The sequence below is a fragment of the Microbacterium sp. SLBN-146 genome (genome assembly GCF_006715145.1).
Classification (GTDB): domain Bacteria; phylum Actinomycetota; class Actinomycetes; order Actinomycetales; family Microbacteriaceae; genus Microbacterium.
Genome location: NZ_VFMR01000001.1, coordinates 519,590 through 545,499, shown reverse-complemented (window position 1 = coordinate 545,499; position 25,910 = coordinate 519,590). Strand labels below are relative to the sequence as shown.

Below are 25,910 nucleotides of genomic sequence, written 5' to 3'. Positions count from 1 at the left end.
GTGCGGTTACGCCTGGATGAAGGCGAGGATGTCGGGGTTGATGACGCCTGCGTGGGTCGTCAGCATCCCGTGCGGGAAGCCCTCGTAGATCTTGAGGGTCGCGTTGCTGAGGATCTCCGCCTGCTTGACCGACGCGTCCTTGTACGGGACGACCTGGTCGTCGTCGCCCTGGAGGACGAGAACGGGCACCGAGATCGCCTTCAGGTCCTCGGTCTGGTCGGTCTCGGAGAACGCCTTGATCCCCTCGTAGTGGGCCAGCGCGCTGCCGGCCATTCCCTGCCGCCACCAGTTCGCGATCACCGGCTCGGAGGGGGTGACGCCGTCACGGTTGAACCCGTAGAACGGTCCGGATGCCACGGCCTGGAAGAACTCGGAACGGTTCGCGGCGAGCGCGTCACGGAACCCGTCGAACACCTCGATCGGGGTCCCTTCCGGGTTGGCGTCGGTCTTCACCATCAGCGGCGGGACGGACGCGACCAGCACGGCTTTGGCGACACGTCCCTGGGGCTCTCCGTACTGGGCGACGTAGCGGGCGACCTGACCGCCACCGGTGGAGTGCCCGATGTGGATCGCGTTGCGCAGATCGAGGTGCTCGACGACGGCGGATGCGTCGCTGGCGTAGTGGTCCATGTCGTGGCCCGTGTCGATCTGCGAGGACCGACCGTGCCCGCGCCGGTCGCTCGCGACCACCCGGTACCCCTTCGAGAGGAAGTACAGCATCTGCGCGTCCCAGTCATCCGAGGACAGGGGCCAGCCGTGGTGGAACATGATGGGCTGGGCATCCCGAGAACCCCAGTCCTTATAGAAGATTTCTGCGCCGTCATCCGTGGTGACGAATGCCATGATCGACCTCCAGGTGTGTTGTCGCGCCGAACTTATCGGGGCGGCAGTCGGACGCTCCCGCTGCCGTTCAGCGGGGAGCGCATTCACCGTAGCCCCTGGCGTGTCCGCTGGTGCTCCTACTTTTGTTCAGACTCTCGCCTCAGCGCGACGCGCTCAGAACATCGCCGTGGGCGCCCTCGATCGCTTTCGACATCCGTCCGGTGACGCTGTGCTCGCTCGCGGATAGCGTCTGGAACAGCCGATGTCCACGGCGATCTGAGGAGGATTCATGACCGGGAAGGTCGAACGCGCCGCGAACGGCATTCTCGAAGTCGGGAGCGCCGCTCCTGACTTCACCCTTCACTCCACACCGGACAGCACCGTGACGTTGTCGACCCTTCGCGGCAATCCCGTCGTCCTCGTGTTCTACCCCGCCGATTGGAGCGCGGTCTGCGGTGACGAGTTGAACGTCTTCAACGAAGCGCAGGCGCTCCTGCACGCATACGGCGCCGAGGTGTTCGGCATCTCCGTCGACGGCGTGTGGTGCCATCGCGCTTTCGTGGCCGATCGCGGCTTCCGTTTCGCGCTGCTCAGTGACTTCGAGCCCAAGGGAGCCGTCTCTCGCGAGTACGGCGCGTATGACGCCGACACCGGCACCAGCAGACGAGCGCTGTTCGTGATCGACGAGTCCGGGATCGTCTCGTGGAGCCATGAGTCGCCGATCGACGTGAACCCGGGCGTCGACGGCGTCCTCGACGCGCTTGACGCACTCGCATCGCGCACGACCCCCACCACCTGAGAGCGGAACCTCCATGTCACGTCTGCGCATCCCCGTCTCCGACCAGGATCACAGCGTCGGTCCCGCCGACGCTCCTGTCACGCTCGTCGAATACGGCGACTACCAATGCCCGTACTGCGGCGAAGCGTTTCCCGTTGTGAAGGAGTTGCTCCAGCGGTACGACGGCAGGATCCGGTTCGTCTTCCGAAACTTCCCCCTCCAGGAGATCCACCCCGAGGCCGTCGACGCGGCGTTCGTCGCCGAGTTCGCCGCAGACCATGGTGACTTCTGGCAGGCGCACGACCTGCTGTACGAGAACCAGTCGGAGCTCGGGCCGCAGCTGTACCAGCGGATCTGTGAAGCGCTCGGGCTGTCCGTCACCGACCTCGAGGCCGCGGCACGGCAGAACACCTACATTCCGCGCATCCGGGCCGATGAAGAGGGCGGCATCCGCAGCGGCGTGAACGGCACGCCCACCTTCTTCCTCAATGGCGTGATCGTCGAGTCGGGGACGGCGGGTCTCGCGGACGCCATTCGCACAGCCCTCGCGCCGGGAGCATGAGGCGGCGGGGCGGCGCGCCTGCACCTCATGCGAAGCCGGAGGTCACCATGCCCGACCCGCCTTACGCGGCGACCTCGAGGGACCCGGCGAGTTGTCTCAGAACCTCGTCGGTGAATGAGCCCTCCTCGGCCGTGTACAGCGTCACTGTGTGGCCGTGGAAGTCGGGCAGAGTGAGATTCTGGACATCGACGCACAGCTCACCGAGGCCCTCGACGTCGGCTCGGACTTCGTAATTGGTCGGCAGGTTGACCTCGTGAAGTTTCCAGAAGCGGGCGAAGTCGGGATCGTCGGAGACCTTCTCGAGGATCTCGTGGTGGCGTCTGGACGTGTCGTCGGTCAGGTACCGGAACGTCGCGACCGTCTCGCGGGCCGTCCGCTCCCAGTCCTCCAAGACGACCTGTCGATCGGTCGAGAATGTGAGCTCGACGGCGTTCACGCCGGGCCGAACCTCACCGCGAGAGACGGCGATCATGAGGTCGTTCGCCGCGACGACATCGAGGTTGCAGTCCATGATGTAGGCGGGGGTGTACCGCCACCGCCGGAGAACGGAGTTCATCGCGTCTCGGGACTGTGGCGCGATGCTGGCGACCCGCGGTGCGCCCAGCCCTGCAAGCCGGTACAGGTAGTCGGTCGAGACGGTGCTGAGGCGCAGTGCACGTGCGAGGGCGTCCAGCACCTGTCGCGATGGGCTGTCCACGCGACCCTGCTCGAGGCGGACGTAGTACTCGGTGCTCATGCCTGCCAGTGCGGCGACCTCGTCGCGGCGGAGGCCGGCGACCCGACGGTGTCGCTCGCGGTCGATTCCGACGTCTTCGGGCTGGCACGCGTCCCTTCGGGCGCGAAGGAAATCGCCGAGATTCGTCCGATACATGCGCATTTTCCAGCTCCCCGTCTTCACCCACTCCGACGACGATGACAACCGTAGGGGGATGCGTGAGCGCCCACATCACCCATGAAGGGCGCGTCTATCCCCCGGCCGCGGACCGGGGTATCACCTCAGGAGACGAGAACTCCCCGCGCGATCGTCCGCGCCGCAGCGCGTCCTGTCATCTGAAGATCGGGGGTCGGGCGCCCGAGGCGACTGCCGAGGATGAGGGACTGCGACATCGCAACGGCTTGTTCGGCCGCCCGCGCGACGTCCGAGGAGTCCGCCCTCGCGTCTGACGCGCGGACGATGGCTCCTGCGAGTTCCGCTTCCATCTTCCCGATCGTTTGCCGGGCAATCTCGGCGACCGCGGCGTCATCGCCGAGCTCGGCGATCGAGTTGATGAGCAGGCATCCACGGCGCTGAGGGTCTGACGCACACGCGGCGATGATCGCGTCGAAGTACGCCGAGACGATGTCCTCCGTGGAACCGGCAGTCACGAACACTCCGGCGCGCACAAGCTCGACGCGCCGCGCGCAGTACACGCGGAACGCCTCGATGAAGAGATTCCACTTGCTGCCGAATGCCAAGTAGATGCTGCCGTTGCCGATACCGCTCGCGTCGGCGATGTCCTGCATCGAAACGCCCGCATACCCATCGGCCCAGAACAGATCGATCGCGGCGTCCAGAACCGCAACAGGGTCGAAAGAGCGTCCTCTCGGCATGTGTTGACCGTAGTGCACGCGAGGGAGGTCACGGGTCATGGGACCGCTCTCGGGGGGGGGGCTGTTCCTAGTGGAGCGGATGCTCCACTATCCTGCTCGTGTGACGCACGCTGCATCGACTTCGCCGCTCGGTCCGGCGCCCGTGCAGCATCTGAGCCCCGGAGTCTCCCGTGAGGCGTTGCCGTTGCGTGGACGGGACGAGATCGCGGAGCGTCTGACTCAGACCTTCGACGACTCGATCCGAGGCGGCGTGCGCCTGACGATCCTGTCGGGGCGGCCCGGGATCGGAAAGACTCGACTTCTGCGGGAAGCGCTCGACGAGGCGGATCATCGCGGGTGGCGCTCGATCGTCGCCGCCCCCGATGAGGACTCGCTCACGACCCCGCTCGGGGCGCTGACGAACGCGGCTTTGTCGTCCACTCCACCCCTCCTCGACGCCGAGGCGCTCGCTCCCGTGCTCATCGGATCCCATCCGCAGTACTGGATCACGCGACTCCTCAACGACGCGATCGAGATCGCGGCCAAAGACACGGCGGTCCTCGTCGTCGTCGACGACCTCCAGTGGCTCGATGCGGGCTCGCTGGGCGCTCTCTCGGCCCTCGTCCGCACGACGTTCGGGATGCCTGTGAACTGGCTCCTCGCCACACGACCGGGCACGCACCAGGCGGCGCACGGTCGTCTGCTCGATCAGGCGCGCGGGACGGGGCAGCTCATCGAGGTGCCACCGCTGTCCGAGGGCGCGATCGACGAGATCGGCACCGACGTACTGGGCCATCCCGCGGGACCGACCCTCTCCCACGCCCTCGCCGGCACGGAGGGGAATCCCCTCCTGGCGCTCGAACTGCTGTACGGCCTGGAGGACGAGCAGCTCATCACCGTCGTCGACGGAAGTGCCGACGTGATCGACGACCGACTCCCACGCGGATTCGGGGCGTCTTCGCGCCGGCGTCTCGCCGCACTCTCCCGCCCCGCTCTGAGGCTTGCTCAGGTGGGCAGCCTCTTCGGCCGGCACTTCTCGCTCTCGGCGGCGCTGAGTGTCATCGGTACTCCCCCGGGCGCCGCGGCGTCGGCCGTGGAAGAGCTCATCGACAACGACATCGTGGCCGATGAGGGCGACGAGCTCGTCTTCCGACACGACACCATTCGCGAGGCGGCTTCAGAGACGCTCACCCCCTCGCTCCGAAAGGTCTTGGGTCGTGAAGTCGTCGAGCGTCGGCTGGACGACGGAACTCCTGCCGCTGTCGTAGCCAGCGAGCTCCTGCGACTCGCCGAGCCGGGCGACCCCTCGTCGATCGATCTGCTCATCTCCGCTGCCCGGGAACTCGCATCCACCGATGCGCATACAGCCGCGACCCTCATCTCCCGGGCAGCGTCCCTCGCACCCGCGAATGCGCGCTGCGCGGCAGAGATCGTCGAGCTGTTGCCCACCCTGTGGGCGGGCGGCAGAGGAGACGAAGTTGCGTCCGTCGGCGAGAAGTTCTCCTCCGCGCTGCGGGGCGATGAGCGTGCCCGGGTCGATCTCGCGGTCGCCCGGCTGCTCACGGAGTCTTCGTTCGAAGATGCGATCCGCACGTGCGAACGCGCCCTGCAGATCCCTGGTGTGGCGGCGTCGACTCGCGTCGAACTGCTCGCCGTGCGCACGCTCAATTACGCCAACAAGGCCGACTGGGTAGGTCTTCGCGCGTCGATCGCCGAAGGGCGGGCAGAAGCCGACGACGATCGGGATCGGGTCGCTCTCGCGACACTCGATGCGTGCGAGTCGGTGCTGACCTTCTACGAGTCCCGCTTCGACGACGCACTCGCACTGCAGCGCGACGCCCTCCGGCGCATCGCCGACTCTGGCGCGCGTGCGTCCCTCTGGTTGCCCGAAGGGCTCTGGATGGCGTTCATGCACAACTCGATGGGGGAGTGCCGACGCGCTCTCGCCGAGGTCGATGCGGGTCTCGCCGACGCCAGACGGGCGCACAGCGTCATCGCCGAGGCCTACTGGATGATGTTGCGGGCCCGCGTGCTGTACGACCTCGGGGTGCTCGACGAGGCGCGCGCCCAGTCCGAGGCGGTACTCGACCTCGCATCGGAGCTGCAGCTGGGTGACTTCGCGAACGCCACCGCCGGCATCGTGCTGTTCCGGATCGCCCTGCACATCGGCGACGTCGCCCTGCTCGAGCAGACCCGTCCCCTCGTCAGCGCGCTCGCCGACGGTGTGGGCCTGACGCGGACGGGGCGATGGAACCTCGCGGTCGAAGCGCTGGAGTCCGGACGATTCTCCGAGGCACTCGGGTGGTGCGACTTGGCGCTGGCGTCGTTCGAAGAGGCGACGCCGTCGATGACGACGCCCGCCGACTTCCTCGACGACGTGATGCTCACCGAGATCTGCATCGGAGCGCGTGACACGGCATCCATCGTTCGCATCGAGCGCGTCGTGACCGAGCGGGCCGCGGCGAACCGCTCGAACAGGTTCGTGGGAGCGGTGAGCTCTGCGGTCCACGGGCTTGTCGCGCGGTCGGAGACGGAACTCGTCGAGGCGGCGACGGTCTTCCGGGCGGGCGAGAGGCCGCTCGTGCTCGCACACGTGCTGGAGGTGCTCGCTTCCGTCACCGTTGAGGATCGCGCAGCTGTCGAGGCCCTCGAAGAGGCGCTCGCACTCTATGAGACGGCCGGTGCGACGCGGGATGCCAGTCGCGTTCTCCGTAGCTTGCGGTCGCGGGGCGTGCACAGACGCCTGAAGAGCGTCGCCGCGGGGGCGCACGGCCTCTCTCGCAGGGAGCAGCAGGTCGCCGAGGTCCTGCTGACCGGTGCGACGACGAAGCAGATCTCCGATGCGCTCCTGCTCTCGCCGCACACGGTCGTCACGCATATCCGTCACATCTTCGCCAAGCTCGGAGTGAATACGCGCAACGAGGTCATCGAGATCCTCGGCTCATGACACTGACGACTGTCGGATGCGATTTCGTCAGTTGTCCTGTGTTCTCCCGGTGCTGATCGGCCACGATCGTCATCACCGACCAGGAGGACCGAGATGAGCGAATCCCTCTCCCGTGACGCAGGGCACGCGATCCTGCGCCTCGAGTACGAGCTTCTGGTACGCGACTTCCTCGATCTCCTCGACGAAGGGTGCTGGCGTGAGCTCCGCGCGTTCCTCCATGACGACGTCGCGTTCGTCACCTCGCCTCATCGCCGCGTCGAAGGGCGTGAACGCGTCGTGAGCGCTGTCGCCGAGATTCGCGAGGCCTTCGAGGTCTTCAGGGTCCGCATCGTCGACATCGGCTTCGGTTCGGGCTCGGTGTTCGCGCAGCTCGGGCTGTCGCTCGGGCGGTCGGGCGACCAACGTGTCGAGGTCCTGAGCTTCGCACGGTTCCGCATGCGTGACATGCAGATCGTCGAGTGGACGCAGACCTACGCCTAGCGCGGAGCCTGCTGTCGAAAAGCCCGTCCTCCCTTCGCCGAGAAGACCCCAACTGCGCGCTGAGCCCTCGGATTCGGACCGTTTGGGTCTTCTCGGCGAGAGGGCGTGCTCCGTCGCCGCGGACTCACACGCCCGCGGCGGCCCAGAGCCGATCGAGCTTCAACGCGAGGTGGAGCGTGCTGCGCTGCATCCCGTCGGCGAGCGCTGACTTGACGACGTCCGGGAGGTTGTCGAGGCGATAGTAGAGGGTCGTCCGGTGGATGTGCAGGCGCTCGCAGGCAGCGCGCACGTGCCCCGCTTCATCGAGGTAGACCTCGACCGTCTCACGCTGCGTGTCACCCAGTGCGCACAGGAGCTCCGCCGCGGGGGACGCCACGGACAGCAGGTCGCGCTGCCCCTTCACCGCGTTGAGGAGGGCCCACCCGCCGAGCGAGTCACCGTTGCTCATGCCCGTGAGCTCGGGCATCGACATGCTCAGTTCGGCCGCTGTCGTGGCGGCGTGGGCCGCGCGCGCGAGGTCCTCGTCATCGACCCGCACGGCTGCCGAACCCACCGCTTTCAGGGCGATGCCGCGATCCGCCGCCCAGCGACGGATCGCATCGTCGACGTCCTCGCTGCCCGTCGTCCGACTCGTCAGGATGAACACGGCGTCGTCGCGCTCGCGGAGCACCTCGGCGCGGAGAGGAAGAGCGCGGCACGCCGACTCCGCCAGGTGCAGCTGCTCGAGCATCCCCACCCGGTCGTCGAACACCAGCGCGCGGACGGCCGGTGCCTTGAGCCGATCGATCCACCGCTGGGCCGATGCCCGGCGGAGGCCGGCGCGACGAATCGTGGGGTCGGCGTCGAGGAGATTGCGAAGCACCCCTCGGCGGCTTTCGCGCGCACTGGTCGTCCGGGCTGCGGATGCGAGCAGGTCCGCCGCGATGTCGATGAGAGCCAGCTGCGCCGACGACAGGTCGGCGGGTCGCCAGGCTACGAGGGCCCATCCCATGACCTCGCCGTCGGAGTGAAGGGGGACCGTGATCCAGGCCGTCTCTTCGCCGCTCTGCGCCGACGAAAGGACGCGCGACCGTGAGCCGCGCGTCGCGCGATGCATCCACTCCCGGACCACCTGGTTCGGACTCGCGGCTCCTTCCCGCTGCAACATCTCATGGTCCTCGGCCCGGTAGCACACGCCGATGACGGTGTGGTCCCGGTCCACGATGACGACAGAGCGCCGCAGTTCGTGGGCCAGATGCTCGACGATACGTTGATCTTCCATTGCGACCTCCTGTGCGCGATACGGGAAAGGTATGTCGAGCCGCGGGTCGCGCGCGTGGGCACAATAAGGCCACCCTCAGGGTGTCCCTGTCGGTACCCCTCCGACGGATGCGTCAGCCGTTGCGCGAGGACGACCCGACCCGGCCACCTCGGACCGGCCACACGGCGAGGAAGTGCTGGGCCATCGGAGCGGGCGTGCTGAATCCGTAGGCCCTCGTGAGGAGCTGGCTGTCGTACTCCGTCGCGCGAGCCTCGTGCTGACTCACGTGCTCACGCCACGACCCCACGGAGTAGACCTCGACCACGACCCCCGGATCGTCGCGGTCGGTGTACAGCTCCCACCGACGCGCGCCGGTTCGGTGGCGCGACTGCTCCACCTTGCGCATGAGCGTCTCGAACGCGTCGCGATCGGATGCCGCAACGCGGTACCGAATCATGACGAGAACCTGCCGATCGTCGTCGGCGCCCTCTGACGCGTCGACGACCCCCGGAATCGACACGACGCCGCGCCCGATGCCCTGCGTGCTCGGCAGTGGTCGGAACGCGAGCGTGACCCCCACCAGCAAGACCGCTGCGCCGGCCCCGACGACGACGATCGTCGGGCTCAGGATCGCTGCGAGTGCTCCGGCGAGCGCGGCGCCCAGCGCCGACCCGCCGTAGAGGACTGACTGGTAGAGCGACAGTCCCCGCGTGCGCACCCACTCCGGCAGGAACGCCTGGATGCTGCCGTTGGTCGTGGCGATCACGCCGAGCCATCCGAGTCCGCCACCGACGAGCACGAGCACCGTCACCCACAGCCACGGCGAGAGGACGAGCGCGATCAAGGCTGCGCCGTAGATCACGCAGGAGCCCAGCACGACGGCGTTGGTGCCGAGGCGAGCGCGCAGCCGCGGCAAGACGATCGCCCCGATGATGGATCCCGCCCCGAGCGCGCCGAGCAGCAGTCCGTAGCCGCCCGCATCGAGGCCGAGAGAGCTCTTCGCGATGACGGGCAGCAGGGCCCACATCGCGTTGGCGGGAACGAGGAAGACCGCGAGGCGAATGAGTGTCGACCGGACGATCCCCGAGTGCGCGGCATAGCGGAGCCCCGCTCGCGTCGCGTCGAGGAACGGCTCCGGCCGCGGGTGCGGCGGGTCGTATGTGCGCCAGAACACGAGCACCCCGAGGAACAGCACGAACGAGAGTCCGTTGACGAGGAACACGGCCGCGACGCCGAACTTTGCCACGATGACTCCCGCGACTGCGGGGCCGATGGCCCGGGCGATGTTGACGTTGATCGATGACAGGGACGCGGCATCCCTGATCATCGTCGCGGGGACGATGTCGGGGATCAGCGCAGCGAAAGCGGGAAGCTGGATGGCAGAGCACACCCCCAGGACGAAGGTCGTCGCGAGCAGGATGCCGGGAGTCGTGCTCCCCTCCCAGGTGAGGAAGGTGAGCACGCACACCGCAGCCAGCTGCACCGTCTGGGAGTAGATGAGGATGCGTCGTCGATTGAGGAACTCGCCCAGGACACCCGCCGGAATTGCGAACATCAGGACCGGCGCCGCGGCAGCCGTCTGCAGTAGCGAGACCGTGAACGGGGAGCTGCCGCCCTCGACGAGCAGCCACTGCGCCCCGACGCTCTGCATCCAGCTCCCGATGTTGCTGGCGAGGGCCGCCGTCCAGATGAGACGGAAGATCGGGAGCGCGAAAGGCGCGAACCCACCTGCGACCGAGGGGGGATTCGCGCGGCCCGGATCCGTCACCGCAGTGGAGTGATGCCCTGCGCGCCGCGCGGGAACGTGGCGAGAGTGGCCTCATCGATGTTGAGGTGGGCGGTCACGAGTGATGGCGGCACGTGGCTCAGCCAGTTGGCGAGCGAGATCTCTTCGTACCGATCGGTCTTGAAGACCTCGAGGAACTGCAGGACGTCGTCTCCCGTGTTCTCGATGTAGTGCCCGAAGTTCTTCTTCACGACGCCCACGTCGCCCGCCCGGAAGTCGGTCGTGTTGGCATGGGGGCCGGTGTTGAAGACCGTCATGCGCGCCGAGCCGCGCAGGTAGTACTGCCACTCGTCCGCGTTCGGGTGCCAGTGCAGCTCGCGCATCGAGCCCGGCTCGACCGTCACGAGGGCGGCGGCGACGGTGTTCGACAGGGGGAAGTTCGTGCTGTCGGCGATCTGGATGCTGCCGCCGCTGTTCTTGTGGAGTGGCGTCGAGCGTGAGAGCCGGAAGATGATCGGCTCGGCGGATCCCCACTCGACACCGGCGGCAGCCTGATCGGCGGCCAGGTCCCCCGGTTCGTCGCCAGAGAAGATCCAGAGGTTGTGAAGCGGGATGTCGCGGAAGACCTCCTGCGCGACACCGAAGTTCTTGGCGAGCACGTCCGGTGGCGTGTGGGCGAACCAGTCGGTCAGGAGCAGGGTGTTGCTCTCGGATTGGTCGCCATCGTCGAACGCCAGGACGAACTCCGCTCCGTCGGGCCCGAGACCCTGCAGCGAATGGGGCGTGCCGGCGGGGAAGAACCAGAGGTCGCCCTCTTCGACATCTTCGACGCTCGGGACCCCGTTGCGGCTGATCGTCGTCACCCGGCACTTGCCGCGGGTCATGACGGCCCACTCCGCTGTCTGGTGCCAGTGCAGTTCACGGATGCCGCCGGCCTCGAGGTACATGTTGACGCCGGCGATCTCGTCGGAGATCGCGAAGTCCTGCTTCGTGATCTCGCGAGCCCATCCGCCCTGCTGCACCCGACGCGGCGAGATGTTGAACGACGACCAGAAGAAGGCCTGTGTGCTGATGTCCGTTCTCGGAGGATCGATCTGATTCGGGAACTGGCTCTCGATGACGGGATTCCGCGGGCCCGTCATGACCGTGCTCCGCGGGTGATCCACCGTGTTCGCCTCCCCCTCGGGCGGCAGATCGGGGTTGCCCAGGACGGGGGTCTCGTGGTGGGGGACGGGCGTGTCGGCGGCATCCATGTTTCGGCTCCTTCACTCGCTCAGAGGCGGTTCGGAACCCAGCGTCGCGGGAGCCACGTGGGCAGGCCTCCTTCATTTGTCTCAACACCGTTCGAGATCCGTCGCACGTGCGGGGGCGTCCCGCACGGTTGTCTTGTGCAGCCATCGACTGCACGCAGAAAGGCGAGGCCATGAGCGCAGTCTCCACGCACCCCCGTCGCGCACGCTTCCCACTTCTCGAACGTCCCGTGCCGGCCGTCCTGTTCGCGGTCATCGCGGGGTTGCTGAACTCGTGGACGTTTGCGAACACGCAGACCTTCGCGACCGTCCAGTCCGGGAACATCGTCTCGCTCGGGCTCTACCTCGTTCAGGGGGAGTGGCCGCGAGTGGCCGTCGCACTCGTCTCGGTCGTGGCGTTCTTCACGGGTGCGTGCCTGTGCAGCCTGCTCGTCCTCCGGCTGACGCGACACGGCGGGTCGTACTCCGTCGCCGTATTGTCGGGCGAGGCTCTCGTGCTCATCGCCGCGACCATCCTGCTGTCGTGCGCGCCGATCGACCCGTGGTGGATCGCGTGGGGGATCAGCTTCCTCGCGGGGGTGCAGGGCAACGCGTTCCACAGAGAGAGCGGGATGCTCTACGGCAATGTCGCGGTCACGTTGGTCGTGCAGATGGCGGGCAGCCTCCTCGGACGGGCGATCGGACACCGCATCGCTTCCGACGGGCAGCCGCACCTGCGGCCGGCAGGTGCATACGTCCTCGTTCTGCTCGGATTCGCGAGCGGCGGCGGAATCGGGTTCGCGCTCGACGAGGTCTGGTCCACGGCGTCGATCTTGAGTGCAGCAGTCCTGCTCCTCGGACTGGCCGTCCTCGCCCTGCAGCACGACGGTGCCGTGGATCCGGCGCAGAACGCGCCCACTCCGTGACAGCACGACCACGCCCTCCGTCGAAAGGTGCCGCCCATGGCCATGTCAACTCCCGCACGGCGGGTACCGATCGAGCCGCAGAGCGTCGACGCGCCTCTCACCGGTTCGGCGGTCTTCCTCGTGCTCGCCGTGGCCGACACGACGGAGGCGCGGGCCGCCGCGAGAGCCGCGATCGGCAGCGTGTCGGACGTGCAGAAGAACGTCGCGTTCCGTGATCTCGGTGCCTCCCTCGCATGCACGGTCGCGATCGGAAGCCGGGTCTGGGATGCCCTGACCGGCCTTCCGCGCCCCACGGAGCTGCACGAGTTCCGGCCCGTGAAGGGTGCCGTCCACACGGCGATCGCAACCCCCGGCGACATCCTGCTGCACATCCGATCGGACCGACGGGACCTCTGCTTCGAGCTGGAGCGTCAACTGCTCGACGTCTTCGGCGATGCGGTGACCGTCGTGGACGAGACCGTGGGGTTCCGCTACTTCGACGAGCGAGATCTCCTCGGATTCGTCGACGGCACGGCGAATCCCGTCGGGCAAGCGCTGCCAGAGGTGACTCTGGTGGGTGACGAGGATCCGGATGCCGCGGGCGGCACGTACGTCGTGGTGCAGAAGTACGTGCATCCCCTTGCGGCGTGGCACGAGCTCACAACGGAGCAGCAGGAGCAGATCATGGGTCGGACCAAAGCCGAGAACATCGAACTGGAAGACGCCGTCGACGGTCAGAAGTCCCACAAGACTCTCGCGACGATCACGGACGATGCCGGCGAGCATGACATCCTCCGCGACAACATGCCGTTCGGGACTCCCGGGAGCGTCGAATTCGGCACCTATTTCATCGGCTACGCCCGGCATCTCTGGGTCATCGAGAAGATGCTCGAGCGCATGTTCATCGGCGACCCCCCGGGGATGCACGATCGGCTCCTGGACTTCTCGACCCCGCTGACGGGAAGCGTCTTCTTTGCTCCGTCGGCTCAGCTGCTCGATGGCCTGGCTGACGACTGACGGGTCGAGGCAGACCGGGCTCGGCTCGCTTCTCATCGTGCGGCAACGAGAGACACCCGCACGGACAGGCCGCCGCCCTCGCGCGCGGTGACGGTCGAGCCCCAGCCATGCGCCGCCACGATCGACGACACGATCGCGAGCCCCAGTCCCGAGCCGGCGGGGCGCTCTGCCGATCGGCGGGTCCGGCCTTCTCCGCGCACGAACGGCTCCATGAAGGTGTCGACGAGGGTCTGATCGAGGACGTCGCCGGTGTTGCTGATCTCGAGCGTCGTGCCGTCGGCGGCGCGTCTCGTCGCAACCCGCACGACGCCGCCCGGGTGGTTGTAGGCGATGGCGTTCTGCACGAGGTTCGTGACCAGCTGCCGAAGCAACATGGGTGCGGCCATCACGGTGCCCGCCGCGAGGTCGGTCTCGATCCGGATGCCGCTGTGAGACGAGGCATCCTTCATCTCCTCGACCACTTCTTCGACGACGGCGTCGATGTCGACCTCCACCCGGGGGTGGTCCCGATGCTCGACCTCGGCGAGGGTGAGAAGTGCCTCCGTGAGGGCGACGGATCTCTCGTTGGTCTCGGCGAGGCGCTCCAGGAGTGCGTCGGTGTCGCGGCCGGCCGGATCGGCGCCGGCGACCTCCAGCATCGTGCGCATGACAGCGAGCGGCGTGCGCAGTTCGTGCGATGCGTTGGCGGCGAAGCGCCGTTGCTCTTCGACGGACCGCTGGACCTGGCCCAGCATGTCATCGAACGTGTCGGCGAGCTCCGCGAGTTCGTTCTGACGGCCGGGCAGATCGATCCGGTGAGACAGCGATCCGTCGCGGGCCTGCCGCGCGGCATCCGTGATGCGCATGAGAGGGCGTAGCATCCGCCCGGCGAGAAGCCATCCGCCGCCGAGACCGACGACCGCGAGGCCCAGGAGGGCGAAGAGCGAGTAGGGGACGAACACGTCGATGAGATCGTCGCGTCCTGGTGCGAACCCCCCGCCCACGACGACGAGGTTGCCTTCGGGGACGAACCGCAGGATCAGGAATCCGACGGCGAACAGCGCGACTCCCGCGAGCACGAGCAGGGCTGCGTAGCTGAGGGTCAGCTGCATCCGGACTGATGGGCCGACGCGCCGGGCGGGCCTACGCATCGTCTGCGCTCTCGGCGACGCGGTAGCCAACACCCGTCACCGTCTCGACGAGCCACGGGGCTCCCAGACGCTTGCGTAGACCCGAGATGGTGATACGCACGGCGTTCGTGAACGGATCGGCGTTCTCGTCCCACGCGCGTTCGAGCAACTGCTCCGCACTCACGACCCCACCCCGGGCAGCGACGAGCACCTGAAGCACGGCGAACTGCTTCCGTGTCAGCTCGATGCGCCGGTCGTCGCGCGAGACTTCCCGGCGGAAAGTGTCCATCGTGAGGCCGCCGAACTCGAGGACGGGGGGTGTCCCGGCTGACGGCCTGCGCTCGAGCGCCCTCAGGCGGAGAACGACTTCCCGCAGGGCGAAGGGTTTCGTCAGATAGTCGTCGGCGCCGCTCGCGAAGCCGACCTCTTTGTCGTCGAGACGCCCGGCCGCCGTGAGCATCAGGACGCGAGGGCCACGCGAGTTCTTCGAGAGGAACCGGGCGATCTCATCACCGCTTGGCCCCGGGATGTCCCGGTCCAGGAGGACGACGTCGTACTCGTTGATGGAGAGGAGTTCGAGAGCGAGGTGGCCATCCCCGGCGATGTCGGCAGCGATCGCGTCGAGCCGAAGCCCGTCACGCAACGCCTCGGCTAGAAACAGCTCGTCTTCCACGATCAGTACCCGCATCGTTCCCACGGTACTCAGCCCGTATATCGGGAGCGTATGGACGCGGTCCCGCGCCCGCGTTCGGGCCCGGGACCGCGTCTGCGATTACGGCGCGATGACCAGATCAGCGATCCGATCGTCCTCGACAGCGACCTGGTAGCGCAGGTCGACGATGCCGCCGGGGAAGTCCCCTTCCAAGCGCCCCCACACCGTCCAGCGCCCCTCGCCGGCAGCGGTCTGCCCGAGCAGCGTGGTCGTGTAGGTATACGCCGAGCCCGTCTTGTCCAGCCATCCGCGGATCGCGTCGGCGCCGGTGTACTCGATACCCTCATCGACGACTCTCGCTTCGGGGGCGAACAGCTCGGCGATCTCCTCTCGCTGCGCGGGGTCGTCGTGCTCCTCGAGATAGCGGACGACGACCGGCGGGAGCAGTTCGGGGTCGTAGGGGGCGTAGGCCGTCGCGAGAGCGTCCCGCGCGGCCGTGGCGATCACATCGGACACGACGCCGGCCTGCGTGAGATACACCGCGTGGCTCCCCGGCGTCGTGGTGATCCGGGCGCCTGCGCGCTCGGCCATGTGGTGGAGCATCGCCTGATCGAAGGCGTTGTCCTCCGTGGCGATGATGGCCCAGCTCGGCTTCTCGTGCCACGCCGCGATGCTCACTGCTTCCCCGAACACCCCCATGTTGACGGGCACCTGTGCATCTCGCAGGAACGCGGCATCTGCCTCGCTCGCATCGGCGGCGAAGGCGACGGCGAAGGCATCGCGGTTGAGGAAGCCGTATCCGTCGTCGCCGATGTCGATGACGAACTTGGGGGTGGGTGCGAATCCCTCGTACTGCTGCCCGGAGGTCTCACCCGAATCGGGGATGAGCGCCGCGACATAGACGAGGCCGGCGACCTTCTCGTGGTTCCCGGCTTCCGTGATGACGGTGCCGCCCCAGGAGTGGCCGACGAGGATCGTCGGGCCGTCCTGCTGGTCCAGCACGCGCGTGGTCGCGGCGACGTCGTCGGCGAACGAGGTGAGCGGATTCTGAACGATCGTGACGCGGTACCCCCGCGCCGTCAGGTTCTCGTACACACCGCGCCAGCCCGATCCATCGGCGAACGCGCCATGCACGAGCACGACGTTGGTGATTGCGTCGGCAGTGGTGCTCATGGTGCCTTCCTTCCTTCTGGGTCGACCCGAGTGTCGGCCTGTAATGTGCAATATATTGCATGACGCTTCTATTCCCCAGGGCTCAGACAAATTTGCGTGGCGGGTTCGGCTGTGCGCAACATATTGCATGCCGATCCCCTCCAACTCGCCCCGCGTCGACCGGTCGCTGCTCCGCGACGATGTCTTCCGGCGCCTCCGTGACGCCATCGTCGACGGGACGTTCCAGCCCGGCGAGCAGTTGAAGGATGCCGAACTCGCCGAGTGGCTGGGGGTCAGCCGCACGCCGGTGCGAGAGGCGCTTCTGCGACTCAGCACGAGCGGACTCGTCGCGGCGATCCCTGGACGATCGACGACGGTCACGCCGATCGACTCCAAGGCTGCGGGAGATGCCCGCGACGTCATCGCCGCGATGCACGCCATGGCGGTGCGGGAGGTCGCCGGAAAGCTCTCCGATGATCAACTGGAGCAGATGCGGGAGGCCAACAGGAGGTTCGCCGCCGCCGTGTCCGCCGGAGACGTGGATGCCGCGCTCGACGCCGACGACGAGCTTCATCGCGTCCCCGTCGCCGCCCTGGGCAACACGGCCGTCGAGTCCGTACTCGATCACTTCGATCCTCTTGTCCGGCGCGCGGAGCGGCAGCGGTTCAGCCGGGACGGGGGGTCCTCCGTGGAACTGCACGACACGCTCATCGATCTGCTCGCAGCCGGAGAGTCCGACGAGGCATCCATCGTCGCCTTCGACATCTGGCACGCCCTGCCCACGGAAGACCAGTAGCGGCCCTCCCGCGTCGGACTGCTAGCTCGCGGCATCCGCTCTGGCCCGCGGACACGTACCGCCGGGCTCCGTCAGGAGCTCGAAGTGCCACATCTCGTTCGCGTAAACCTGGCACAGTCCGTACTCGGCTCCGTGGATGCTCATCCAGCTGTTCGCATCCGTCGGGCCGACGTCCACTGCCTCACCCGTGACGTGCTTCGACTTCTCGGGTGTCTGCACGAGCTTCATCGCCTCCGCCTCGCTGCGATATGTGACGATCGCCTCGTCGAGGAGGTGCTGCTGATATCGGGCGCTGCGCCATCCGGAGGTCACCCAGAAGTCGGTACCCGCGGCGCGCGCCGCCGCAGCGGCGGACTGCAGTGCTGTCCGCAAGGCGGGTTCGAGGCGGGTGATAGCAGGGACGTCGGCCCAGGGGTCGAGCGCCTCGTCGCGGTGGAATCCGTCTGCGGGTCCGATCGGGCCGTCGTGCGTCTGTTCGTTTCGGGGGATCTCTGAGCCGCCTGGCTCACCGAAAGTTGCGCAACCGGCGGCGCTCAAGAGGAGCGTGGCTGAGATCACTGAGCCGATCAGTCGTGTCGTTCTCTTCATGGACAGCAGTCCATCGGACCGCATGTTGCGAGAGCATATGCAGCAGCATGCCGAAGCGCTTGTCGCTCACATGTTGGGCGGATCGGCGGAGCGGGTCGCTGCCGCAACCATGGCGAGTGCCGCGAGGTTCGCGGCGTACTCCGCGGCGGCGGTCTCGACGACCTCCTCGAGCTTGTCCATCTGGCTGAGAGCGAGGTAGAACCCGTGCCCCGGGACGGTGGCTCCGAGCTCTGCGAGGAGCGGCGCGAGCGTGAACGTCGGCCCCATGGCGTGCGTGAAATCCGCACCCGTGTGCACGGGAATCGCGGTTACCCCCGCCAGTCCGTTCGCCGGATAGCGGTCGAGGAACGCCTTCAGCAGCCCCGTGTAGGTCGCCTTGTACGTGGGTGACGCGAAAATCACGAGGTCGCTGTCGGCGACGGCGGCGTTCATCGCCGACATCGCCTCGGACGGCCACGCGAAGATCTCGCCCGTGTGGTCGGCGAGATCGATGACTTCGAGATCGTAGGACCCGGGTGTCAGCAGCTTCTCGACGAGAAGCTCTGCGACTTTGCGTGTGCGGGACGCCGGCTTGGGGTTTCCGACGACGACCATGACCTTGAGGGGCATCTGTAGCTCACATCCGTACCGAGTGACAGGGGACGGGGATGCCGATCGTCCACAGGCCGAGCGGGCTGCGGGGCGTGCGACACCTCCACGCGCCACCAGGATCTTTTGGCCCGGAGCGCCCGCAACGACTCACGCTGCACCCCCGAGTATGCCGTGCCCGTGTTACGTCCCCGTGAAGTCGCGACGTCTGTGTCGCGCCCGGATCCCGGAAACAAGGCCTTTACATCCGCGTGACCGCCGGGCAATCCCGCACCCTGCATACTGGTGGGGCAGCGTAAGCCGCTGCGGACCCTCTCGGGACACAAGACCCCGGGGGCAAGCATCGGGTCTGGATGTAGACCGTTTCGCTGCATGCCGCCGATCGACTCGATGCTCACCATCTCAGCAATCTTGTCGAGGGAGTCCGCAATGTCTCTGCTGTCCCAGCCCGTTCCCCCCTCTCTGCGTGAATCCCCGCGGTTGAGCGCCGATCCCGAGCACATGCGCACCGCGATGGGACGCTTCCCGTCGGGAGTGGCCGCCATCTGCGCCATCGTCGACGGACGCCCCGTCGGCATGGTCGTGTCGTCGTTCTCGGCGGGGGTCTCGCACAGTCCGCCGATGGTGATGTTCTCGGTGCAGAACTCGTCGTCGACGTGGCCTCAGCTGAGTGCGGCCGCGCGACTCGGCGTCAGCGTGCTCGGCTCCGATCAGTCCGAGGCGTGCCTGCAACTCGCATCCCGGAGCCGTGACAGGTTTGAAGGCCTGTCGCTCGCCGCGAGCGATCAGGGAGCCGTGCTCCTGGATGGGGCCACGATGTGGCTCGAGTGCGAGGTCGTCAGCACGACTCCCGCGGGCGACCACCAGATCATCGTCATGCAGGTGCACGGCATGGGCGCCGACCCCGACCGTGCGCCGCTCGTCTATCACGAGCGCCGGTTCCATTCACTGCATGCGATCGGCGGGCGGTGAGAGCCTCATGCTCGAACCGCCGTCCCGAGCGCGCGCGTTCGAGCTCGATCCCGACCTGACGCCGCTCCTCGCGGCCCGCTGGAGCGTCAGGGAGTTCGACATCACGCGGGCGGTCGCCGCGGTTGACGTCCGTGCCCTCGTGGATGCCGCGAGGACAGCGCCGTCCGCCCACAACCTCCAACCCTGGCGACTGTGGATCACGGAGCGAGGCACGGAGCAGTTCGACCTGATCGTCGCGTCGCTCGCCGACTACAACGCCGTCTGGGCGTCGCGGGCAGCGCTCCTCATCGTGGGTGTCGCGCGGGACGTCGCGCCCGATGGGACGCCGTGCCCGTGGGCCGATTACGACCTCGGTCAGGCGACGGCGCTCCTCACGGTCGAAGCCACGGCGCGAGGTCTCGGCGTCTGCCAGATGGCGGGTCGAGACGAATCCGCCCTGGCGGCGATCGTCGCATGTGCTCCAGGGGAGCGCGTCGCGATCGTTAGCGCCGTGGGCTATCCGGGTGACGAGCGCGACCTCGATCCGGCCGCCACCGCGATCCACGAGCGGGGTCGTGCACGGCGCGCGCGGGACGATGCGGCGACTGTGGCTCTTTCGACAGGCCCGTGAAACGCGCTCGAAACGACCGGTGACGTCGTCGAAACGTGTGTCTGAGATCTTAGATCTCAAGGAGGTTGGTCGATGACATCGGAATCGCACGCATCTGCACCCGACGGAGAGAGGCTCCTGCACCTCAACCTTTTCATGCGGCTGTACGGGCACCATCCTTCCGCATGGCAGCGGCCGGGAGCATCCGCCGACGCGGCGTTCGATCCCGACTGGTTCGCCGATCTCGCCATGACGTGCGAACGGGGCCTCTTCGATGCCGTCTTCCTGGCCGACTCGCAACAGGCGATCTATCAGCGCGCCGACGTCTCGACGGCGTCGCTGTTCGAGCCGCTCACGCTGCTGTCGTACATCGCAGCCAAGACGAGCCGGATCGGTCTGATCGGCACGGTGTCGAGCACCCTTCACCATCCCGTCAATGTCGCCCGGTCGATGGCATCCCTTCACCTCCTCAGTCGAGGGCGGGCCGGCATCAACCTCGTGACGTCGCAGAGCGACGCCGAGCCGCGACTGCACGGGATGCCGGGACTCCCGGACCCCGATGCTCGGTACGGCAGGGCCCGCGAGTTCGCGGAGCTGCTCTTCGATCTCTGGGACACGTATCCGCAGTCGGCGATCCTCATGGACAAGGTCGACGAGGTCTTCATCGATGAGGCGGCGCTCGGGCGTATCGAGCACAGTGGGCAGAACTTCCGCGTGTCGGGGACGCTCAACGTGCCGCAGACCTCGGCGGGTCGCCCCCTCCTCGTCCAGGCCGGCGCCTCCCCGCAGGGGCGCGATCTCGCGGCTCAGTACGCCGAAGCGATCTACGGCATCGGCTCGACCATCGAAGACGCGCGGGACTACTACGAGGACATCAAGCGACGGACGGTCGCGCACGGTCGGCCGGAATCCGCCATCACGGTGCTCCCGGGAGTCGTGACGGTCATCGGTGAGACGCATGCCGAAGCGGTCGACAAGAAGCGCTACCTGGACTCGCTCAAGTCGCTGCCGAAGCAGCTCGACACTCTCAGCGGCTACATCTCGATGGACTGCTCCCACCTCGATCCGAACGACGTCATGCCGGAACTCCCGCCGATCGAGGAGTTCGCGGGGCCCAAGGGCCGCTACGTCATGATGCAGACGCTGTCGGTCGACGACGACGGCCGGCGCGTGACGGTGGGAGAGATGCTCGGTCGCATCTCCGCGGGCGGCGGGCACTTCACGTGCGTCGGCACGGCGGACGAGATCGCTGACGAGCTCGTCCGCTGGTTCGACGGACGCGCGGCGGACGGGTTCAACATCAACGCTTCCACGCTCCCCGAAGGGATCGAGGAGTTCGTGGACCTCGTCGTGCCGGCGCTGCAGGAGCGCGGCGTCTACCGCACCGAGTACACGTCGGAGACGATCCGCGGTCACTTCACGCAGACGAAGGAGTTCGTCCGATGACGGTACCCGCCACGAGCGAGGAGTTCCGCGCACGCGTCGGAGGACTCTGGGATGCGCTCGTCGAGCACGACTTTCCCCGGACGCTCGCCGACGGCACGCTTCCCCCCGAGCGATTCCGTTTCTACATCTCGCAGAACATCATGTACCTGCCCGAGTACGCGCGGATGATCGCCGTGGGCGCCTCGCGGACTCCCGACCTGCGCGGGCTGGAGGAATCGACGCGCGCCATGGCGAACATCGTCGACGTCGAGATCCCGCAGAACCTCCGCATGCGCGAGGCGATCGTCGAGATCGCCGGACCCGTGACGGATGCCGATCTCGTCATGGCCCCCGCGACGGCGGCGTACACCTCGTGGCTGCTCGCGATCGCGGCGACCGGGAGTGCGCTCGACATCCAAGCAGCCCTCCTGCCCTGCGCCTGGAGCTACGGCGTCATCGCGCGACGTCTCATCGGCGAAGCATCGGAGCATCCCGTCTATTCGGAATGGCTGCGATTCTTCGCCTCCGACGACTACGACGCCGTCGTGGTCGCCCTGCGCGAAGCCTTCGACCGCGACCTCGCTGAGGCCCCGGTGGCGGCGCGAGAACGCCTCGCCGCCATCTTCCTCATGGGATGCCGCATGGAGCGGCAGTTCTGGGGCCAAGGGCTGACCGGATCCCACTGGGCAGACCTCATCTGACCGTGCCAGGCCTGACCTGAGTTGGCCCGACCCGACCGAAGAGAGACACACGGATGCAGATCGACGCCCACACCCACATCCTCTCGCTCGCGAGTGACGCCGACTTCACGAAGCAATACGGGCGCGAGGGCTCCCTCTGCATCTACCGCGCCGACGGGCGGCTGCCCTCGCACCGGTGCCCGACCCACGACGAGTGGGAGCACGTCGAAGAGGAGGACGGCAAGGACGGGTTCGGCGTGTACGGACCCGACGAGGCGGTCGCGGCGCACCCCGGATTCGACAAGATGGTCGCGCTCTCGATCAGCCCGCAGTGGCTCGAGGGCAAGCTCATCGGCACCGTCGACGTCTACGGCGTCACGGACGTGGAGGGCGAGCGGCATCCGGAGCGGTGCAACGAGTACATCGCGGGGTGCGTGCGCGCGCAGCCCGACAAGATCATCGGCTTCGCGTCGGTGAACCCCCGGTACCGCGGCGTGCAGGCGGCGGTCGAGGAGCTCGGCCGCGCCGTCGAGCAGGACGGCCTGTCCGGCGTGAAGCTCTACCCGATGTATCAGCACTGGTCGCCCGCCGACCGCGAGTTCGCCTTCCCGATCTACGCGGCCGCCCGAGACCTCGGCATCCCCGTCATGATCCACCAGGCCGGCTCGACGCGTATCGACGCGAAGCTGGAGTACGCGCGACCGGCGATGCTCGACGACCTCGGGCGCGAGTTCCGCGACCTGAAAGTCATCATCGCCCACTGCGGCACACCGTGGGTCGACGAGGCGATGTTCATGCTCACGAAGCATCCGAACTTCTACACCGAGATCAGCTACCACATCGCCACCGTCACCCGGCGCGACCTCTTCCTCTATCTGCATCGAGCAGAGCCCATGTTCGTCCCGCTCGAGAAGATCATGTTCGGCACCGACTCTCCCGGGTTCCTGTACGACCCCGTCGTGCTGCGCGACAAGCTCCTCACCGTCAACGAGGAGGCGGCGGTGCTCGACCTCCCGCCGATCCCCGAGCACAAGATCGCCGGGATCATGGGCGACAACTTCGCCCGGATGACGGGCCTCATCGCCGAGGGGGCGGCGTCATGAAGCCTCGCGTCATCATCGTCGGGGGTGGCAACGGCGGCCTCTTGACGGCGCATCGGATCGCGGATGTCGCCGACGTCACGCTCATCGAAGCCGGCATCGACCCCGGTGATCCCGTGCCACCGGCATTCCTCCACGAGCACGGGTATCCCGACCACGACTGGGACTACACGAATCTCGACAGCGGCCAGCATCTCGTCCGCGGGCGGGTGCTCGGCGGCGGGTCGACGGTCAACGCCGCGGCGGGGTCGCGGGGTCAACCGTCCGGCTTCGAAGGCTGGGGACCCGGATGGCAGTGGGACGACCTGCTCCCCGCGATGCGGGCGATCGAGACGGATGAGCAGTACGGTGCCGAGCCGTATCACGGCGACTCGGGGCCCATCCGGATCACACGACTCGCACCGGGCCCGCTCGACGACGCGTTCTCCGCGGCGTCGGCCGGCGCGGGGCATCCCCTCTGCGCCGACCACAACGCGCCGGGATCGCGCGGCTATGGCCCGTGGCCGACCAACCGCGTCGACGGTGGACGGTGGGGTGCTCTCGCGGCGGTCGCTCCGCTCGTGCGCGACCGGATCACGCTGCGCGACCGCACGCTCGTGCGTCGCGTGCTGGTGGACGGCGGCCGTGCCGTGGGAGTCGACGTCGACGGCCCCGGCGGGCGGGAACAGCTCTTCGCCGACCTCGTCGTGATCAGCTGCGGTGCCTTCGGCACGCCCGAGCTGCTCTGGAGATCCGGCATCGAGGCGCCCGGGATCGGCGAGGGCCTCCAGGACCATCCCTGGCTCATGATGAACGTGCTCGCCCGCAACGAGGCCGACGTCTTCGCCCGTCCCGTGAGCGGCTCCCTCCTGCGGGCACCCGTCGCCGACGATCCCGCCGACGAGTTCCAGGTCTTCCCCTTCTCGACGTGGCTCTACGACCACAGCGCTCCGCGCGCGTCCTACAGCGTCTCGGTCGCTCTCATGCAGCCCGTGAGTCGTGGGTCGGTCGGTCGTGCCGACGACGATTCGGCGCGCATCCGTCTCGGTCATCTCGACCATCCGAGCGATCTCGATCGGATGGTCCGTGCTGTCATGCACACCGCGGACCTGATCGATGAGATGGCATCTTCGGGCATCGTCACGATCCCCGGCGATGCGTGGTGGCGCACGCGCGACCTGTCCACCGCAGTGCGGCAGCGCGTCGAAACCTACAACCACCCCGTTGCCTCGTGCGGGATCGATCGCACGGTCGATCGGCGCTTGAACGTCGAGGGTGTCGAGGGGCTCAAGATCATCGACGCCTCCGTCATGCCGAAGATCCCGGACGGGGGGCCCAACCTCGTCACGATGGCGATCGGCTGGCTCGGCGGCGGCATCATCCTCGGCGAGATCGCGTAGTCCAGCCGTGCGGTCGACACCTCGCGCAGCACGTGCTTCTGCGCGAGTCCGCCCCGTCACGCGCCTTTCTGTGTGCGCTGTTTCCGGCCCGTTACAGCCTGCGAAAGATCGGTCGAACGGGTTGGTGGAGGCCGTTCCGGGGAGTTAGTTTTCAGGACATGGGATCTGAGATCTCAAATCCGACAGCCTGTAGAGCCTGATTCCCGAACCCGAACAAGGGAGCCGATTGATGTCCCGACTGGTCCTCCGCGGCGGAATGATCCTCACCCTCGACGATGCGGGAACGTACTTCGAGCGCGGAACCGTCGTCATCGAAGACGATCGCATCGCATGGCTCGGCCCCGCCGACCTCGAGCCGCCGGCAGGGGGCGCCGAAGTCATCGACGCGACCGACAAGATCATCATGCCGGGTCTCGTCGACCTTCACTTCCACACGGCACTCGGCAAGGGCTACAACGACCACCTCCCTCTCTGGGAGTACCTCGACGAGTGCTGGTACCCCATGATCCGCGCGCTCGACTTCGATGCCGCGTACTGGGCCGCCATGGCGAGCTATGCCGAGGCGATCAAGGCGGGCGTCACGACGGTCAACGACATGTACCGCAGGCTCGATGCGCTCGCCGTGGCAGCGGAGGAGATCGGCATCCGCGCCGTCCTCTCCAACGACGTCGCCCTCGACGAGCACGACCTCGACACGCTTCAGGACAACGTCGATGCGTTCCATCGCAGCAACGGCGCCGCGAACGGCCGGATCAAGGTGTGGATGGGCATCGAGTGGCTGCCGCTCGCATCGCCCGAGATGCTCCGCGACACCCGTGCCCTCGCCGACGAGCTGGGGATCGGCATCCACATCCACCTCAACGAGTCGATGTCGGAGGTGGAGAACAGCATCGAGCGCTTCGGCAAGCGGCCGACGGAACTCGCATACGAGGTCGGGATGCTCGGCCCGGACGTCGTCGCGGCGCACTGCGTGCACCTCAGCGACGACGAGATCAGGATGATGGCCGAGACGGGCACCAATATCTCGCACAATCCCAGTTCCAACGCGAAGCTCGGCAACGGCATCGCTCGCGTTCCCGAGATGCTCGCCGCGGGCATCAACGTCGGCCTCGGTCACGACGCCGTCGAGTGCAACAACAGCGGCGACATGTTCGAGGTGATGAAGTTCGCGTCGCTCATGCACCGCGCGAAGCGCGAAGACGCGAGCCTCATGCCCGCCGACTTCGTGCTCCGCATGGCGACACGGCACGGGGCGCAGGCCCTCGGCACGGGATCGGGAATGCTCGCCCCCGGCGAGAAGGCCGACATCATCCTCGTCGAAACCAACTCCGTCGAGTTCACGCCGCTCCTCCGCGACACCCCCGTGCACATGACGTCCCACCTCGTCTTCGCCGCCAACGGCTCGGCCGTGGACACGACCATCATCGACGGCCGCGTGGTCATGCGGGGTCGCACCCTCACCGCTGTCGATGAGAGCCGCATCGTCCACGAGGCCAACATCGCGTTCCGTCGCACCATCGAGCGGATGGAAATCGTCCGGCGTCCGCATTGAGCCGGCCTGCACCACACAGCACGCCCCCCTGCACCCCACCTGAAAGAGGACCC

At 67.5% G+C, this 25,910-nt stretch carries 25 protein-coding genes; 14 read left to right on the top strand and 11 right to left on the bottom strand.

Features of this window, described 5'->3' with window-relative positions; all coding sequences use genetic code 11:
- Nucleotides 1–6: 6 nt before the first annotated feature.
- Nucleotides 7–843 (bottom strand): alpha/beta fold hydrolase, encoded by an 837-nt coding sequence (locus FBY39_RS02265; protein ID WP_141930051.1) that lies wholly within the window; start codon nucleotides 841–843, stop codon nucleotides 7–9.
- Nucleotides 844–1,111: 268 nt separating this feature from the next.
- Between FBY39_RS02265 and FBY39_RS02260 the strand changes: the two genes are divergently transcribed.
- Both FBY39_RS02260 and FBY39_RS02255 read left to right on the top strand, forming a co-directional pair.
- Nucleotides 1,112–1,621 (top strand): redoxin domain-containing protein, encoded by a 510-nt coding sequence (locus tag FBY39_RS02260; protein WP_141930050.1) that lies wholly within the window; start codon nucleotides 1,112–1,114, stop codon nucleotides 1,619–1,621.
- A gap of 13 nt (nucleotides 1,622–1,634) precedes the next feature.
- Entirely contained in the window at nucleotides 1,635–2,162 is a 528-nt protein-coding gene (locus FBY39_RS02255) for a thioredoxin domain-containing protein (RefSeq protein ID WP_141930049.1), read from the top strand.
- Between the two features lie 61 nt (nucleotides 2,163–2,223).
- On the opposite strand, the gene FBY39_RS02250 is transcribed toward FBY39_RS02255, so the two are convergent.
- Both FBY39_RS02250 and FBY39_RS02245 read right to left on the bottom strand, forming a co-directional pair.
- On the bottom strand, nucleotides 2,224–3,039 hold the full coding sequence (locus FBY39_RS02250; RefSeq protein WP_160132905.1) for a helix-turn-helix domain-containing protein: 816 nt from the start codon (nucleotides 3,037–3,039) through the stop codon (nucleotides 2,224–2,226).
- A gap of 119 nt (nucleotides 3,040–3,158) precedes the next feature.
- A complete protein-coding gene (locus FBY39_RS02245; protein ID WP_160132903.1) occupies nucleotides 3,159–3,752 on the bottom strand; it encodes a TetR/AcrR family transcriptional regulator in 594 nt (197 codons plus the stop codon).
- Nucleotides 3,753–3,852: 100 nt separating this feature from the next.
- On the opposite strand from FBY39_RS02245, the gene FBY39_RS02240 reads away from it, so the two are divergent.
- Nucleotides 3,853–6,678: an AAA family ATPase gene (locus FBY39_RS02240; protein WP_160132901.1), complete on the top strand. Its 2,826-nt coding sequence runs from the start codon at nucleotides 3,853–3,855 to the stop codon at nucleotides 6,676–6,678.
- 93 nt (nucleotides 6,679–6,771) lie between these two features.
- Entirely contained in the window at nucleotides 6,772–7,158 is a 387-nt protein-coding gene (locus FBY39_RS02235) for a nuclear transport factor 2 family protein (RefSeq protein ID WP_141930046.1), read from the top strand.
- Between the two features lie 124 nt (nucleotides 7,159–7,282).
- Here FBY39_RS02235 and FBY39_RS02230 read toward each other — a convergent pair whose 3' ends face one another.
- The 3 genes from FBY39_RS02230 to FBY39_RS02220 form a co-directional block, all read right to left on the bottom strand.
- Nucleotides 7,283–8,419 carry a helix-turn-helix domain-containing protein gene (locus FBY39_RS02230; protein ID WP_141930045.1) on the bottom strand — a complete coding sequence of 379 codons (1,137 nt, stop codon included), beginning with the start codon at nucleotides 8,417–8,419 and terminating at the stop codon, nucleotides 7,283–7,285.
- A 112-nt stretch (nucleotides 8,420–8,531) separates the two neighbouring features.
- Complete coding sequence (locus tag FBY39_RS02225) at nucleotides 8,532–10,166, bottom strand: MFS transporter (RefSeq protein WP_141930044.1); 1,635 nt, start codon at nucleotides 10,164–10,166, stop codon at nucleotides 8,532–8,534.
- Complete coding sequence (locus FBY39_RS02220) at nucleotides 10,163–11,377, bottom strand: cupin domain-containing protein (RefSeq protein ID WP_141930043.1); 1,215 nt, start codon at nucleotides 11,375–11,377, stop codon at nucleotides 10,163–10,165. Before FBY39_RS02220 ends, FBY39_RS02225 begins: the two co-directional genes overlap by 4 nt.
- Before the next feature lie 170 nt (nucleotides 11,378–11,547).
- Between FBY39_RS02220 and FBY39_RS02215 the strand changes: the two genes are divergently transcribed.
- Together FBY39_RS02215 and FBY39_RS02210 are read left to right on the top strand one after the other, a co-directional pair.
- Nucleotides 11,548–12,279: a YoaK family protein gene (locus tag FBY39_RS02215; RefSeq protein WP_141930042.1), complete on the top strand. Its 732-nt coding sequence runs from the start codon at nucleotides 11,548–11,550 to the stop codon at nucleotides 12,277–12,279.
- A 36-nt stretch (nucleotides 12,280–12,315) separates the two neighbouring features.
- Nucleotides 12,316–13,275 (top strand): Dyp-type peroxidase, encoded by a 960-nt coding sequence (locus tag FBY39_RS02210; protein ID WP_141930041.1) that lies wholly within the window; start codon nucleotides 12,316–12,318, stop codon nucleotides 13,273–13,275.
- 32 nt (nucleotides 13,276–13,307) lie between these two features.
- On the opposite strand, the gene FBY39_RS02205 is transcribed toward FBY39_RS02210, so the two are convergent.
- From FBY39_RS02205 to FBY39_RS02195, 3 genes are all read right to left on the bottom strand, one after another.
- Nucleotides 13,308–14,366: a HAMP domain-containing sensor histidine kinase gene (locus FBY39_RS02205; RefSeq protein ID WP_260837397.1), complete on the bottom strand. Its 1,059-nt coding sequence runs from the start codon at nucleotides 14,364–14,366 to the stop codon at nucleotides 13,308–13,310.
- A 31-nt stretch (nucleotides 14,367–14,397) separates the two neighbouring features.
- Nucleotides 14,398–15,072, bottom strand: coding sequence for a response regulator transcription factor (locus tag FBY39_RS02200; RefSeq protein ID WP_141930039.1), 675 nt, complete (start codon nucleotides 15,070–15,072; stop codon nucleotides 14,398–14,400).
- 84 nt (nucleotides 15,073–15,156) lie between these two features.
- A complete protein-coding gene (locus tag FBY39_RS02195; RefSeq protein ID WP_141930038.1) occupies nucleotides 15,157–16,209 on the bottom strand; it encodes an alpha/beta fold hydrolase in 1,053 nt (350 codons plus the stop codon).
- Nucleotides 16,210–16,336: 127 nt separating this feature from the next.
- Between FBY39_RS02195 and FBY39_RS02190 the strand changes: the two genes are divergently transcribed.
- A complete protein-coding gene (locus tag FBY39_RS02190; protein WP_141930037.1) occupies nucleotides 16,337–16,984 on the top strand; it encodes a GntR family transcriptional regulator in 648 nt (215 codons plus the stop codon).
- Between the two features lie 21 nt (nucleotides 16,985–17,005).
- On the opposite strand, the gene FBY39_RS02185 is transcribed toward FBY39_RS02190, so the two are convergent.
- Nucleotides 17,006–17,572 carry a M15 family metallopeptidase gene (locus FBY39_RS02185; RefSeq protein ID WP_141930036.1) on the bottom strand — a complete coding sequence of 189 codons (567 nt, stop codon included), beginning with the start codon at nucleotides 17,570–17,572 and terminating at the stop codon, nucleotides 17,006–17,008.
- A 66-nt stretch (nucleotides 17,573–17,638) separates the two neighbouring features.
- Nucleotides 17,639–18,181, bottom strand: a complete 543-nt coding sequence (locus FBY39_RS02180) for an NADPH-dependent FMN reductase (protein WP_141930035.1) — start codon at nucleotides 18,179–18,181, stop codon at nucleotides 17,639–17,641.
- A 408-nt stretch (nucleotides 18,182–18,589) separates the two neighbouring features.
- Between FBY39_RS02180 and FBY39_RS02175 the strand changes: the two genes are divergently transcribed.
- The 7 genes from FBY39_RS02175 to FBY39_RS02145 all read left to right on the top strand — a co-directional run bounded on the left by FBY39_RS02175 (nucleotide 18,590) and on the right by FBY39_RS02145 (nucleotide 25,857).
- The gene (locus tag FBY39_RS02175) at nucleotides 18,590–19,132 is read left to right on the top strand and encodes a flavin reductase family protein (RefSeq protein WP_260837396.1); all 543 of its coding nucleotides are present in this window, start codon (nucleotides 18,590–18,592) and stop codon (nucleotides 19,130–19,132) included.
- Complete coding sequence (locus FBY39_RS02170; protein WP_141930034.1) at nucleotides 19,113–19,742, top strand: nitroreductase family protein; 630 nt, start codon at nucleotides 19,113–19,115, stop codon at nucleotides 19,740–19,742. The genes FBY39_RS02175 and FBY39_RS02170 overlap by 20 nt, the downstream gene beginning before the upstream one ends.
- A gap of 72 nt (nucleotides 19,743–19,814) precedes the next feature.
- On the top strand, nucleotides 19,815–21,167 hold the full coding sequence (locus FBY39_RS02165) for an NtaA/DmoA family FMN-dependent monooxygenase (RefSeq protein ID WP_141930033.1): 1,353 nt from the start codon (nucleotides 19,815–19,817) through the stop codon (nucleotides 21,165–21,167).
- Nucleotides 21,164–21,847: a thiaminase II gene (gene tenA, locus FBY39_RS02160; protein WP_141930032.1), complete on the top strand. Its 684-nt coding sequence runs from the start codon at nucleotides 21,164–21,166 to the stop codon at nucleotides 21,845–21,847. The genes FBY39_RS02165 and tenA overlap by 4 nt, the downstream gene beginning before the upstream one ends.
- A gap of 53 nt (nucleotides 21,848–21,900) precedes the next feature.
- Nucleotides 21,901–22,929 (top strand): amidohydrolase family protein, encoded by a 1,029-nt coding sequence (locus FBY39_RS02155; RefSeq protein ID WP_141930031.1) that lies wholly within the window; start codon nucleotides 21,901–21,903, stop codon nucleotides 22,927–22,929.
- Complete coding sequence (locus FBY39_RS02150) at nucleotides 22,926–24,305, top strand: GMC family oxidoreductase (protein WP_141930030.1); 1,380 nt, start codon at nucleotides 22,926–22,928, stop codon at nucleotides 24,303–24,305. The genes FBY39_RS02155 and FBY39_RS02150 overlap by 4 nt, the downstream gene beginning before the upstream one ends.
- 229 nt (nucleotides 24,306–24,534) lie before the next feature.
- Nucleotides 24,535–25,857, top strand: coding sequence for an amidohydrolase family protein (locus FBY39_RS02145; protein ID WP_222115649.1), 1,323 nt, complete (start codon nucleotides 24,535–24,537; stop codon nucleotides 25,855–25,857).
- Nucleotides 25,858–25,910 lie beyond the last annotated feature (53 nt).